At 45.0% G+C, this 12,975-nt stretch carries 13 protein-coding genes; 5 read left to right on the top strand and 8 right to left on the bottom strand.

Annotated features, from left to right (window positions below; genetic code table 11):
- Positions 1-155: 155 nt before the first annotated feature.
- The gene (locus J8Z23_RS19850; RefSeq protein ID WP_269043139.1) at positions 156-1,823 is read left to right on the top strand and encodes an ABC transporter substrate-binding protein; all 1,668 of its coding nucleotides are present in this window, start codon (positions 156-158) and stop codon (positions 1,821-1,823) included.
- A gap of 75 nt (positions 1,824-1,898) precedes the next feature.
- Here J8Z23_RS19850 and ompV read toward each other — a convergent pair whose 3' ends face one another.
- From ompV to J8Z23_RS19830, 4 genes are all read right to left on the bottom strand, one after another.
- Positions 1,899-2,675 (bottom strand): outer membrane protein OmpV, encoded by a 777-nt coding sequence (ompV, locus tag J8Z23_RS19845; RefSeq protein WP_012842379.1) that lies wholly within the window; start codon positions 2,673-2,675, stop codon positions 1,899-1,901.
- Between the two features lie 218 nt (positions 2,676-2,893).
- Positions 2,894-3,430, bottom strand: coding sequence for a copper resistance protein NlpE (locus J8Z23_RS19840; RefSeq protein WP_434635815.1), 537 nt, complete (start codon positions 3,428-3,430; stop codon positions 2,894-2,896).
- 252 nt (positions 3,431-3,682) lie between these two features.
- Positions 3,683-4,912 carry a quaternary amine ABC transporter ATP-binding protein gene (locus tag J8Z23_RS19835; protein WP_434635814.1) on the bottom strand — a complete coding sequence of 410 codons (1,230 nt, stop codon included), beginning with the start codon at positions 4,910-4,912 and terminating at the stop codon, positions 3,683-3,685.
- Positions 4,905-5,804 carry an ABC transporter permease gene (locus J8Z23_RS19830; RefSeq protein ID WP_046873819.1) on the bottom strand — a complete coding sequence of 300 codons (900 nt, stop codon included), beginning with the start codon at positions 5,802-5,804 and terminating at the stop codon, positions 4,905-4,907. Before J8Z23_RS19830 ends, J8Z23_RS19835 begins: the two co-directional genes overlap by 8 nt.
- 502 nt (positions 5,805-6,306) lie before the next feature.
- Here J8Z23_RS19830 and J8Z23_RS19825 point away from each other — a divergent pair.
- The 3 genes from J8Z23_RS19825 to nqrM are packed head-to-tail and all read left to right on the top strand — an operon-like array spanning position 6,307 to position 7,320.
- Positions 6,307-6,597: a DUF134 domain-containing protein gene (locus J8Z23_RS19825; protein WP_048625148.1), complete on the top strand. Its 291-nt coding sequence runs from the start codon at positions 6,307-6,309 to the stop codon at positions 6,595-6,597.
- Positions 6,594-7,109 carry a NifB/NifX family molybdenum-iron cluster-binding protein gene (locus tag J8Z23_RS19820; RefSeq protein ID WP_048624742.1) on the top strand — a complete coding sequence of 172 codons (516 nt, stop codon included), beginning with the start codon at positions 6,594-6,596 and terminating at the stop codon, positions 7,107-7,109. The genes J8Z23_RS19825 and J8Z23_RS19820 overlap by 4 nt, the downstream gene beginning before the upstream one ends.
- Position 7,110: 1 nt before the next feature.
- Positions 7,111-7,320 carry a (Na+)-NQR maturation NqrM gene (gene nqrM / locus J8Z23_RS19815; RefSeq protein WP_005392671.1) on the top strand — a complete coding sequence of 70 codons (210 nt, stop codon included), beginning with the start codon at positions 7,111-7,113 and terminating at the stop codon, positions 7,318-7,320.
- Here the strand turns inward: nqrM and J8Z23_RS19810 are convergent.
- Positions 7,298-8,092 carry a phosphotransferase gene (locus tag J8Z23_RS19810; protein WP_434635812.1) on the bottom strand — a complete coding sequence of 265 codons (795 nt, stop codon included), beginning with the start codon at positions 8,090-8,092 and terminating at the stop codon, positions 7,298-7,300. The two genes, nqrM and J8Z23_RS19810, sit on opposite strands and share 23 nt — an antisense overlap.
- Before the next feature lie 210 nt (positions 8,093-8,302).
- Between J8Z23_RS19810 and J8Z23_RS19805 the strand changes: the two genes are divergently transcribed.
- Entirely contained in the window at positions 8,303-8,497 is a 195-nt protein-coding gene (locus J8Z23_RS19805; RefSeq protein WP_005392673.1) for a hypothetical protein, read from the top strand.
- Between the two features lie 71 nt (positions 8,498-8,568).
- Here the strand turns inward: J8Z23_RS19805 and fusA are convergent, their stop codons facing one another.
- From fusA to dgcN, 3 genes are all read right to left on the bottom strand, one after another.
- Positions 8,569-10,593, bottom strand: a complete 2,025-nt coding sequence (gene fusA, locus J8Z23_RS19800; protein WP_434635811.1) for an elongation factor G — start codon at positions 10,591-10,593, stop codon at positions 8,569-8,571.
- A 293-nt stretch (positions 10,594-10,886) separates the two neighbouring features.
- Positions 10,887-11,879, bottom strand: coding sequence for an N-acetyl-D-Glu racemase DgcA (dgcA, locus tag J8Z23_RS19795; RefSeq protein ID WP_434635810.1), 993 nt, complete (start codon positions 11,877-11,879; stop codon positions 10,887-10,889).
- A gap of 50 nt (positions 11,880-11,929) precedes the next feature.
- Entirely contained in the window at positions 11,930-12,934 is a 1,005-nt protein-coding gene (dgcN, locus tag J8Z23_RS19790) for an N-acetyltransferase DgcN (RefSeq protein WP_434635809.1), read from the bottom strand.
- Positions 12,935-12,975 lie beyond the last annotated feature (41 nt).

Genomic DNA, 12,975 nt, shown 5'->3' with positions numbered 1-12,975 from the left:
CTTATTCAAGTTACCTCTTGGCTTAGTACACGTTTTTGACTTCTGTTGGTCGAGCTGAGTCCAAGTTTTGAATATGTTTAGATATAGCACAGGAAGTTTAGTTGCTAAGCGTCCTGTGCTATTTTTTTGCTTTGGAATAACTCTTAGGAATCTTTGTGAACGATGTCAATCTTAGGTATCTGGATCTACTGTTAAAGCACTTTGAACCTCATCAATATCACTTCGTTACGCTGTCGGAGCTTGAAGTGGTAATTTGTACGTCAAGGCGCAATGTTTCTATTGTGATGAAAAAGCTTGCCTCTTACGGTTGGGTAGATTGGAAACCTGCAATTGGCAGAAGTAACGCCAGCCGTCTGAATATTACTATTTCCCTTCAACAAGCGATGACCGAATTTTTGGTTGAGGAGCTTGGTCGGGGAAGAATGAACTCGATAACAAAACTTATCGATTGGTTCGGTCAAAGTGCTGTCAGGGCGCTGACGATTGCCTCTGAAAAAGTGAACCAGTTGAATGAGTCAAATAACGCTATTTTGATCTCCTCTTATCCTTGGGTGTCTAAGGTCGATCCTGCGAACACTTATCGTCATACTGAACTGCATGTGGCGAAAAGTGTTTATGATGTTTTGCTGACTCAAAATTCCAATGGTGGCATTGAGCCTTCGCTAGCACATGAGTGGAAAATGGAAGGCAATGTGATGACGTTATGGTTGAGGCCTGGAATATATCGTCACGATGGCGAACTTCTCAGCATACAAGATGTTGTTTGGAGCATCGAAAGACTTAAGGAAATAAAAGGACCAGTACACGAGCTCTGGCAGTGTATTGACAGTGTGATTGCCGAAACATCGAGCTGCTTAAAAATCACATTGAAACATCCGAACATGTTTTTTCCATACATGCTAGCCACTCCTCACGCTTCTATTCTTTGTCGAGATGTTGTTTCTTTCGGTTCTGGTTATTCTTACCACATAGGCACCGGACCATTTAAAATCAGTGGTTGGAACCAAGAGAGTATGCTTCTTCAAGCACACAAAGAATATTTTTCAGCACGCGCGTTGTTGGACCAAATTACGCTGTCTCATGGTGATGTTAAGACCCTGAATATGTTGAGTTTTAACCAAACCTCTGATCACGTTGAAGTGGAAAAAATCAGCGCATTTTCATATTTGACCTATCGGCAGCGCGCGGACTCTAATCTCGCAAAAGAAGATTGGCATCAACTCGCCGATTACATCAATGCGCAAAAGAGAATCTATGAGGCGCAAAGTGCCGTTGACAGCATTCAGTTAGCGACTCAAGAGCAAGATTTACTAATAGCAGAGGCTGTTGTGACGCCTAAGCTACAAGGTAAAGTAGCGCTAGCCGAGCCAATCTGGACGATACCAAGTTTAATTCGTCACTCTGAGTGGTTGCACCGAGTGATTCGGGCGACGGGATTAGAGCTAGAGATCGTCATTATTGATGACATTAGTTTTCCTGAAGTCGTATCACATCGAGCGGACTTGCTCCTAATTGAAGAAGTCATGGAAGCGCCGTTTGAGTATGGCGTATTTGAATGGCTATCGATAGCAACAGGTTTGCGTTTTAGTTTTGATCAAAGCCAGATGTTGATCCATCGAGAAAACCTTCGCGAAGCCATGACAAATGCTCAATCTTTACAATCTCTTTTAGGTGTAGAAAAAGCGTTACGAGAGCAGTATCTTTATTTGCCTTTATTTGTTGGCTATGAAGAGGTGACAAAAACACAGCAAGTGCGCGGTGTTCAGGTGAAAAATACGGGTTATAGCGATTTGCATCGTCTCTGGATCGCTCACTCTAACTAGCATATTTCGATACGGTGAGCATAGAGTATGAATACATAAAGCCATCGCAATGATGGCTTTATGTGGAATGTAGAGTTAGAAGTTGTACGACACACTCGCACCAACAACCCATTGATTTGCACTATCAACAATCGAGGAATCGCTGATACCGCTGCCTAGGCGAGTGTATTGTGTCATTTGGCTCACTTGCCAGTTATCGTTGATTGGCATGACTAGCTTGTAGCCTAAACCATAGCTTACTGTTGAATCACCTTTGTACGCTTTGCGGTTTGCATTTGCTTCGCGTTGTTTTACGCCAAAGTAGTAATCTACGTAGTCTTCACTTTGATAAGTTAGGTTAGCAAAAGGAACAAAATCAACACTACCGAAGTTCATAATGTGGAAGTAAGTCGCGCCCGCTAAGTAACCTTTGTAAGCACCACTGATATCATGTTGAAGGTATGTTGAAATCACATTGTGTTGATCTAACGTAAAGTCAGTGTTCAAACCTAAATCGACAGCAAAGCGACGTTTATCCGTGCCTTTCAGGCTCTTTGCAATATCACCGTCACGCATGACACCACTGCCAACAAGGTAAGCACTCATGTTGATTAATTCATTGGTGTTACCGAAGAAGCGGTAGTTAATGCCACTTAGATCGGCGTTAAAGTCGTCACCATGGTAACCGCCATTTAGAATTGGAGCTGTATTGTATTTTTGATCTTTGAAAAGATCGCTGCCATGAGCCACTCCGACTTCCGCGTTCCAGCCACCTTCATTGTTGTAGATGTTACCGTTACGAATATAAGTATCACCAGCAACCGCTGAAGCAGCAGCAGTCAGAGTTAGTAGTGCAATTAATGTCTTTTTCATCGTTTTTCCGAGTTGTTCTGATTTGTTTTGAACACTGTACAAAATGAAGTTGTAAGCCTCTATCAGCAAAGCGTATGGAAATGTAATGAACCATCAGGATAAGAAGCGGAATGTAAGATCATAGAAGGAAGATAAGAAAGACAACCGCCGTCGATGGAAAGAAAAATCCGAGCTGGGGTAGCTCGGATTTAGATTATTTATCAGGTATCGATACGAACTTATTGTTGTTTCGTTAAATTGTATAACGGTGCTAGGTCACCTGTTACTTTTTCGCCATTCATGTCTAGCTTCATAAGTACATTTTCACCAACAAAGTATTGGTTTGGCGCATCTTCGTTTGTCAACGTTACGATGCTGCCGTTTGCATCCCAAGTGAATTGGCCTTCAGACTTTGACTGACCGTCTTCTTTGTCTTGGTAGCTTTCTTCAAGTACATAAGTGCCATCTTGATTTAGTGTGATGGTCATGTCGATACCTGAACAATCCGCACATGGAAGCGTACCTTTATATGTGCCGTTCCAGTCCAGGGCATTTTGTGCGTTATGCTCAGAGTCTACAAATGTTTCTTCAGTGATGACTTGTTCTTCTGCTACTGGCAGCGTGTCAATTGTCTCTGTAGTAACTTCTGCGCTAGTAGTGACTTCAGTTTCCGTCGCTTGAGGTACTTCAACTGCGCTTGTTTCGGCAGGTTTCTCATCTTGACAGCCTGCAAGAATGATTACCACGCCTGTTAGTGCCAACATTGTTTTTTTCATTTTATCCCTCTTTAAATCAAGATTTTGTATGAGAGTAATAGTAGACATTTATCAGGTATTTGCGTCATCAAAAAGCAATAGAATGATCTATCTATGTCAATAAAACCGAATATGAGCATGAAATTGTCAGGAAAATCAGAACAATGTAAATGTTGATTGGGATATCAAGCTTGAGTCTACAAATAAATATCTAGAGGGGGGCAGAGATAGTGAAAACAGCCCACATTGCCGTGAGCTGTTTTATTAAATCAGTTAAGAGGCCTTATCGATGTTTGAACGTGAGGTGCTTCGTTTTGTGCTGTCTTCATCAGCGAATAAACCAGCAACAGTACGACGCTCTAATTCACCTTTCAAATGGCCATGCTCATCGACAACGGGCAGTGAGTATTCGCACGACATGGTTTCAGTCAATATTTGCTCAATGGCTGAATGGGGAGAGATGATAGGCACTTCTTCATAGATATCATCATCCCAGCTTGGGGGGTGAGCTAACTTCGTCGCGTCTAGTAACCCTTGTTGCGTTATCACGCCTTGATAGCCTGAATCGGTCACATGATAAGCATAATCACGTTTTACACGTTTCATCTCACTGAGCGCTTCTTCAATGGTTTTAGCGGCAATGCGATATGAAGGTGGCTGCATCACAGTCTCAACCGTCAATGCTCGCGCTCTATTGACGTCTTTTACAAAGGCTTCAACGTACTCATCGGCAGGATGCAGCAATATTTCGTCTGGTGAACCTTGTTGGACAAGCTCACCGTCTTTAAGGATCGCAATGCGATCGCCAAGGCGCAATGCTTCATCTAAGTCGTGAGTAATAAAAACAATCGTTTTGTGTAACTGCTGTTGCAGTTCTATTAACTGATCCTGCATTTCGCTCCGAATCAGTGGGTCCAGCGCTGAAAATGCCTCGTCCATTAACAGTATTTCGGCATTGGTTGCCAATGCTCGCGCGAGGCCTACGCGTTGCTGCTGACCACCTGATAGCTGAGCGGGATATTGGTTCTCATAACCCGTTAATCCAACGGTATCCAACCATTCGTTTGCTTTTGATAAGCGCGCTTCTTTACTTATTCCTTGAATTTCCAAACCGTAAGCGATGTTGTCGATAACAGTGCGATGAGGCAATAAGCCAAAACGTTGAAACACCATCGACATCTTATGACGACGAAACTGCTCTAACTCCTTGTTAGAAAGCTGCATGACATCTACCCCTTCCACCAAAATCTTTCCCATGGTTGGATCGATTAGGCGATTGAAGTGGCGAATCATGGTGGACTTTCCTGAACCGGATAAACCCATAATGACGAAAATCTCGCCCTTTTTAATTTGGAGGTTGATGTCTTTTAGCCCGACCGTGTGGCCCGTTTCCGCTAACACGTGTTCTTTACTATGTCCCAACTTGACGCGCTCAATCACGCTGTCGGGTTTGGGTCCGAAGATTTTATACAGACCGCTGATTTCGATAAGTGGGCTAGTCATGCTTTAAATCTCCCAGATGGGCTTGAGTGCGTTTCGCATACGCTTGTGAAGCGCGGTCGAAAAGAATCGCTAGAGCGACAATGGCTAGACCATTTAAAAGACCAAGAGTGAAATATTGATTGGTAATCGACTTAAGAACGGGCTGGCCCAAACCTTTTACCCCAATCATCGATGCGATGACGACCATCGACAGTGCCATCATGATCGTTTGGTTGATTCCCGCCATGATGGTTGGCATTGCGAGCGGAAGTTGGACCCCAAAAAGCCGCTGTTTACTGCTGGCACCAAATGCGGTTGCGGCTTCCAACACTTCTTTATCTACCAAACGAATCCCCAAATTAGTTAAACGAATAACAGGTGGAATCGCGTAGATCACTACTGCGATGAGGCCAGGAATTTTCCCGATCCCGAGTAACATCACAACTGGGATGAGGTACACAAATGCCGGCATGGTCTGCATGACGTCGAGTAATGGTGTCACAACTGACTGAATACGATTAGAGCGCGCCATGGCTATGCCGATAGGGATCCCGAGTGTGATTGCCAGCATGGTACACACCGTGATAATACTGAGCGTGCGCATTGTGTCTTCCCACATGCCGAAGTAGCCAATCAGGATAAGTGAGCCAAAACATGCGATAGCCAGTTTCCAAGAGCGACTAGCGGCATAAACGAGGGCGGTGCAGACGCCTAAAACAACGACCCAAGGTGTTGAAATAAGCAGTTTTTCAAACCAGACAAGAAATGAAAGGAGCGGATCAAAGAGAGACTCGATAAGTTCACCATATTCACGAGAGAAATCTCGGTAGGCGCCATCGAGTGTTTTGCGAATCGCTCTAAGATCAGAGCGATCCATTTCTGGGAATTCGCTGAGCCAATTCGAGTCAGACATATTTACTTCCTTTTCTGATATATCTAGGTGGCCTCAAGAGACGTGATTCAGCAAGAATGGCTGGGATCGTAGACCAAGTAATGATTGGTGGTTCGATAGGTCCTCCATCTATTGTTTTACCCTTTAGGCTCATTTCAATGCAGTCGACCTGCACTTTATAGTTACTTAGGGAGACACTCTTTTAATAAAATAATCATTAGTGTTCAAATGAATGATTTGATCGGATTATAGTTTTTCTTCTCCAATAAAATGAATACATTAGCGCGTATTTGTATGAAAAGTCTGCGCAAACTAACGTTTTTATTATCTAGATAATTAGAATTGATCTTTTTGCTCGTTTGTCACCAAAGTTTGTCAATTCTTAGATGTCTAATTAATCCTGATGTCTTACGTATTTATCGTGTCGATTTTTGCAAACTTAGTTTATTGGCATATGCTAAAAATGTTATTGGCATATGCCAGTTTAAGGCGTAATTTGACCCTGTGTTTTCGAGGGATAATGATGGCAAGACCAAAGATAGAAAGACGAATATGCGGACGTGCTGCACACCATTGTTTCAAACCTAATGGCGTGCCATTTCATCAGTTGGAGCAAGTCGCCATATTACCAGAAGAGCTAGAAGCACTGCGTTTGGCCGATTTAGAGGGGCTTAGCCAGCAGCAAGCTGCTGATCAGATGGGCGTCTCTAGACAAACTTTTGGTAACACAGTAAAAAGTGCAAGATTGAAAGTCGCAAAAAGTTTAGTTGAAGGTCATGCATTAGTTTTTCCGGATGAGGAGTCAAACTTATGATTTATGCTATTCCTAATGATGGTGAGCGGGTGGCAAACCACTTTGTTAAAGCACCATATATTGCTATTTATTCTGATACTGACGGCATGCTAAAAAACTTAGCGAACATTGCTTCGATGCCACAAGCAGGTTGCAATGCGAAGTCTCAGTTAATTCAGTCTCTGCAAGAGTATAATGTGGATGCTGTACTTGTACGAAATATCGGTGAACGCGCATTAGCCAAATTACTTCGTAGTGGCACGCAAGTATTCAGGCTTTCTACCCGTAGCTCATTGGAAGATGTACTTGCGGTTCCAAGAGAGCCTCTCATTGAGCCGTCTCAAGGTCGTCCCTCAAACAATCATAAGAAAAATGCTCACAAGCCAAAAGGCGGTTGCGGTTCCTGTGGTTGTGGTGGCAAAAAATCCAAACCCTCCTTGCTGGCAAGACCGAAAGCACCAGCAGGGCTACTTAAAGTGACATCTCGCCCTGCTATACTTAGGCTAAAGACGATGGCTAATAAGGCAGGTTAATATGGTTTGGTTATTTACCTTTCTTGGTTTTCTCGCAATCATTTTGTTGATGTCGCTTGGCGTCATTTTCCACAACAAGCGTATTCAAGGGAGTTGTGGCGGATTGAATAATGTCGGTGTTGATAAGGTGTGCAATTGTGAAACCTCTTGTGCAGAGCCTGAAAGACGTTTGTATCAAATATCCGAACCTAATTCGTCATCTGAGCGCTAAGATCTTTTGCCCATTTCGGTAAGGTTTGTTTAAACCAGTCAATGTATTTACTGGTCTGCGGGTTCTGTCTCGAGACCAGTATGTTCACCACTTCTACCACCATCCACGTTTTAGCTATTGCAATCGTTCTTGCTAAATTACTCGCATCGCCTTGATTTGCAGTCTTGGTATAGGTATGTGCCACACCAAGATAATCTTCGAATGTGCCCATGCCCTTGACTAGTGGCGCTAAATCTATCGCGATATGCCCTGTCGAAAAACGTTCCCAGTCGAACAGCACCAAATCGCCATTATCTCGTCGCCCCCAGTTCCCGGCATTGGTGTCTCCAGAGATCAAATTTTTGGCGTTGAAAAGCGGGCCGGATTGCTCTTGTAGCTGATAAAAGAACCGCTCTGTTTTTGCGTCTAGTTTGAGCGTGCTTAAAGCTTGGGAAGTGGCTGGTTGTGTCCACTGATGAGGATGATAAACACCGTCTGATGTCGGAGGTAGTCTATGTATTTTAGCTAGTTGTTCTATCACGCGCGGCTCTTCAAGCAGGAATTCTTGATTGACAGAGTGCGGGATATACTCGATTCGTAACGTATTTTGTTGGTGATCGTAATCAATGAGCTCAGGTACAAGAATGCCAAGTTCATTGAATGGTTTAGCCTGGTGTTGATAAAAAGCGACCTCAACCTGTTCTACCTGCTGCTTTTCAATGAATGAAATGCCGTGTTTTTCTACCAGATAAACTTTGGCACTGCCCATCTGGTTAAGCTCTTGCTTTGACATGAGACATCCTGTCTTTTGATGGTGGAATCTTCACTTACCTTAAACGCGAAAGGTGTGTGCGCCAAGAATACTTAAAGAGAACATTGAAACAAAATAATGCAATGGTTTGAGTATAAAATTGTCGCTAGTGTCTAAATTTTACACAGAGGCTTTTACGCATCGCTAACCACGTTCTACGCTTAATATTCGATTTAAACAAGGAGAACCAATATGGCTGTAATAAAGCAGGATATTCCAAATCGTGTAACGGTTTATCATGACAATGTCGATCAAGAACAAGAGCTGAAAAATGCGATGCTGCCAGAGAAACCGCGCTACTTTAACGGTGCTCCGACTTACAAAGCGAACAGCATCGAAGAGTTTGAAAATAAAATCAGTCAGATCGGTTTGTCTCTCGATAAATAAATTTTAATTTACCTAAAAGCGCCCTCATTTTGAGGGCGCTTTTTTATTTGATTGATTTGAATCTTAGGGAATTAACCTTGTTGAGCACTGCCTTGGCAGACTTGTTTTTGCACTGCTGGTGGCGCGGGCTCGTAATGGCTTAAAGTCATACTAAAACTGCCTTCACCACCCGTGATAGCTCGCAATCGACGAGCGTAATCTTGCAACTCGTTTACTGGCGATTTGGCTTTCAACAACGTGAATTGGCTATCAATCGGTTCGGTGCCTTCTATTAATCCTCGATTACCTGACAAATCCCCAGACACGTCACCGACGTTTGTGGTTGGGACGTGTAACTCCATTTGGACAATGGGCTCTAACACAATAGGATCTGCGTTGTTGATCGCATCTAAAAAGGCTTTCTTACCTGCGATGACAAACGCAATTTCTTTCGAATCGACGGAGTGATATTTACCGTCATAAACGGTGACTTCCACATCCTTAATTGGGTTGCCAGAAATCGCCCCTTCTTCGAGTGCTTGCAAAATACCTTTTTCAACAGCAGGAATGAGCGCGGTTGGGATGGCGCCACCCACCACTTTGTTGATGAACTTAAATCCGGCGCCACGCTCGAGTGGGCGAACCTTCAATTGCACTTCACCAAACTGGCCTGCACCGCCACTTTGTTTTTTGTGTCGATAATGCCCTTCGGCAGGTTTGGTGATGGTTTCAAAGTATTCGACGCTTGGTTGGCAGGTTTCGACGTCCAGCTTGTACACGTTCGCCATCTTTTCTAATGCGACTTTGAGGTGAAACTCCCCTTGGCCGCTGATGATGGTTTCGTTGGTGCGAGCGCGATGTTCGATGCGCAGCGAAGGATCTTCACTGGCGATTTTATTCAGCACATCTCCCAATTTTTGCTCATCTCCACGCTTAAGAGGCTTCAAGCACAAAGAATACATGGAGTCAGGAAGGTCCAACGTTTTGAGTTGAACACCATCTTCTTCGTGAGAGTCATGAACGATTGAATCGAATTCGAGATCATCCACTTTGGCTAAAACGCAGAAGTCGCCGGCAAGCGCGCGAGGGATCTCAGTTCTATCTTTGCCCTGCAGTTGATATAAGTGCCCAACTTTAAATGCCTTGTTGCTTTCGCCAATATAAAGCTGGCTGCCCGCATTGATTTCACCCTGATACACACGTAAGTAGGCAAGTTTTCCCATATATGGGTCGACGCTGACTTTGTACACGTGTGCGACGGTGTGCTCTAAGGTTTCGCAATTTACTTTGATTTTTTTGCCGTTCTTTTCCAATAGAGGAGGGTTACCTTCGTTTGGCATGGGCATGATCTCCGCCAAGGTACGAAGCAGAAGCTCGATGCCCGCGCCGGTTTGTGCTGAGACAAAACAGACCGGAATCACATGTCCAGTTCTCAGTGCTTCTTCAAACGGATCATGCAGTTGCTCTGCGGTGAGTTCGGAACCTTGTTCCAGATACAGTTCCATCAGTTCTTCATCGACTTCGATAACTTGGTCAATCAAGGTCTCATGAGCTTCATCTACCGTTGCAAGTAAGGTTTCTCGTCCCAATTCTGGTTCGAAATAGCAGTCAACTACAGATTCCCCGTCAGCCGAAGGTAAGTTGATCGGCAAGCAGTGGTCCCCAAAATGCTCAACGATGTTCTCCATCAATCTTTCTAACTGACTACCGTGGTTATCGAGCTTATTGATGATGATCATCTGACATTTTTGCTGCTCTTTAGCAAAGGTGAATAAGCGATCGGAAGTTTGGTTTAGTGGGGTTTGAGGGTCGATGACAAGGGCGGATGTTTCAACGGCAGGAAAGACGCTGATCGTACGGCCAAGTAACTCGTTTTGTCCCGGAGTGTCGATGATATTGAGCCGGTATTTATTCCAGCGCAGTGCGACTGGCGTTGCTTCAATGCTGTGTTGATATTGGATGGATTGAGGGTCGAAGTCGGTAACGGTATCGCCTTTTTCTACGCTGCCTAAATGGTGAGTGGCATCGCAGGTGAAGAGCAGTTTTTCTATCAGCGTGGTTTTACCGGTCCCGGTTTGGCCGACGAAAGCGATATTGCGTATTTTGTTTATAGGCATAGAGCCTCCTTGCAAGATGGCGTGAAAAACCTACGAATTGCTAGGAAGTGGGTTGTTAGAGAAACCCACGCACTGCATTGGAGTAGGGCGGGATTACCGCCTATTCGTCTTCCATGTCATTTTCCGGATGACTCGATGCATAAGACCACCTTCTTGGACTACTGTAATCTTAGCATGCCGTAATAACCGTATAATTTATGTGACTTATTTCATGATGGGGCTGATTGTTTTTTAATCGAGATCATAAACTCAGAGGTTCTGACTTTTCGATCAAAACCTCTGGATTGTTTAGGCTATTTGGAAAGAACGATTTCGCCGTCGCGATAAACTAAGCTCGGCGTTACATCTTGTCCGAGCAACACCGGGCCATCAAGATCGACAACGCTCGCCTGAGCAGCAATGGGTAACGCAGCTCGCATCGCCAGCGACGTCCCCAACATACAACCGGACATGAGGCTAAAACCGAGTTTTTTTGCATCGTCGGCCAGCAATAATGCTTCACTGAGCCCGCCCGTTTTATCTAGCTTAATGTTCACCATTTCATATTTGCCAAGCAGTTGATGCAATTGCTCTCTGGTGTGACAACTTTCATCGGCGCAAAGTGGAATGGGGTGTGGAATGCTAGCGAGTACGTCGTCGCAGTCTTGTGGCAACGGTTGCTCGATCATGGTGATATTAAACGGTTCGAGTTGATCAAATACCGTCGCGATGTCGAGGTTTCGCCACGCTTCATTCGCATCTAAGACAATTTGTGCGTGCGGCGCGGCGTCACGTACTGCTGCAACGCGCTCAATCACGTGTTCACCATCCAGTTTTACCTTAAGCAGTTTTGCGCCTTGGCTAAGGTAAGCTTGCGCCTGTTTTGCCATCGCTTGCGGCGTATCGATAGAAACCGTCATCGCCGTCACAATCGCCTCAGGTAACGTAAAGAGGTCGTGAACTTGTTGCTTGTGGCTCAAAAGCGCAAGAAGATGCCAAAGGGCGCAATCCAACGCATTTCTTGCCGCTCCTGCGGGCAATAATGATTGAAGCTGGCTTTTGAGAGCCATCACATCAGCGTCACCTTTGGCGTACAAACTTTGCAGTTCATGCGCGGCGTGAGAAATCGCCTTAATTACCGATTCAACTGATTCACCATAACGAGGGTATGGCGTGCATTCTCCTTGGGCGATCATGCCTCGATGTTCAATTGTCACGCGGACTACGTGGCACTCTGTCCGACTGCCGCGAGAGATGCGAAATGGTGTCGCCATAGCAATCGTGACGGGTTCTACATGAATTTTCATCTCACTAGTTTTCCCTAAACCGCAGTTATTTTCTAAACCGTAAATGTTTCCTAAATCGTAAGGATCTTATCTGCAACCGCATCAACGCCAAAACGCACAGGGTCGGTGACGGGCACCCGATATTTGTCGCTCCAATCCTGGCATAGCTGGGCTGCATCTTCTTCGCTGATCGCCGAAGTGTTTAAGCAAATACCCACTAATTGAGCTTTTGCATTTGTGAGGCGAGCAGCGGCCAGATTCGCTTCTATCGTTTGTTCAATGGTTGGCAAACTCGCATGTGGTAAGTTGCGGATGTGCGGGCGACCAATCTCATGGCACAGTACCAGAGCGTCCGTTTGTGCGCCGTGAAGTAAGCCCAAACTTACGCCAGCAAACGAAGGGTTAAATAACGAACCTTGCCCTTCGATGATGTCCCAATCGTGGTCAGTGAAGTCGGGGCTGATCGCTTCTACTGCGCCGGAGATAAAATCGGCAACTACGGCATCAATTGAAATGCCACTGCCTGAGATGAGAATTCCCGTTTGACCCGTTGCTTTGAACTCTGCGCGACAGTTTTTACGCTTTAATGCGTGTTCAATGGCAAGGGCGGAGTACATTTTGCCAACGGAGCAATCTGTTCCTACAGTAAGTACTCGCTTGCCTGCGCGAGCTTTGCCATTGCCGACCTTGAGCGGGGCATCATAATGGCGAACATCATATAGTTTGGTTAATCCGCGTTGTTCTAGATCGGCAAGAGGAGCAAATTCCGCCAAACGTTGGTGCATGCCCGATGCAATTTCAAATCCCATTTCTGCCGCTTCAAGTAAGGTTGCTTGCCAAGCTTCGGGAATGACTCCCCCCGGGTTTGCTGTGCCAAGTACCAGCGTTTTTGCTCCTTGCTGCTGCGCTTGTTGTAGTGTCATGTCGGTTAAACCAAGCGATACGGTTTCTGGCGTCAGGCGGATTTGGCCAAGGCAAATCTCAGGTCGCCATTGGTATATGCCACGCGCGGTTTTTGCTGCGAGTGGATCGGTTACATCGCCAAGAAAGAGTAGGTAAGGTTGAGCAATTTGCATGATGGTTCCCTTCGTCATCGTTATTGCTCATTAATGTAGCC

It is taken from the genome of Vibrio sp. SCSIO 43086 (assembly GCF_051132235.1).
GTDB classification, from domain to species: Bacteria; Pseudomonadota; Gammaproteobacteria; order Enterobacterales; family Vibrionaceae; genus Vibrio; species Vibrio diabolicus.
Note: the sequence above shows the minus strand (reverse complement) of the source record. Positions and strands in the feature narration are given on the sequence as shown.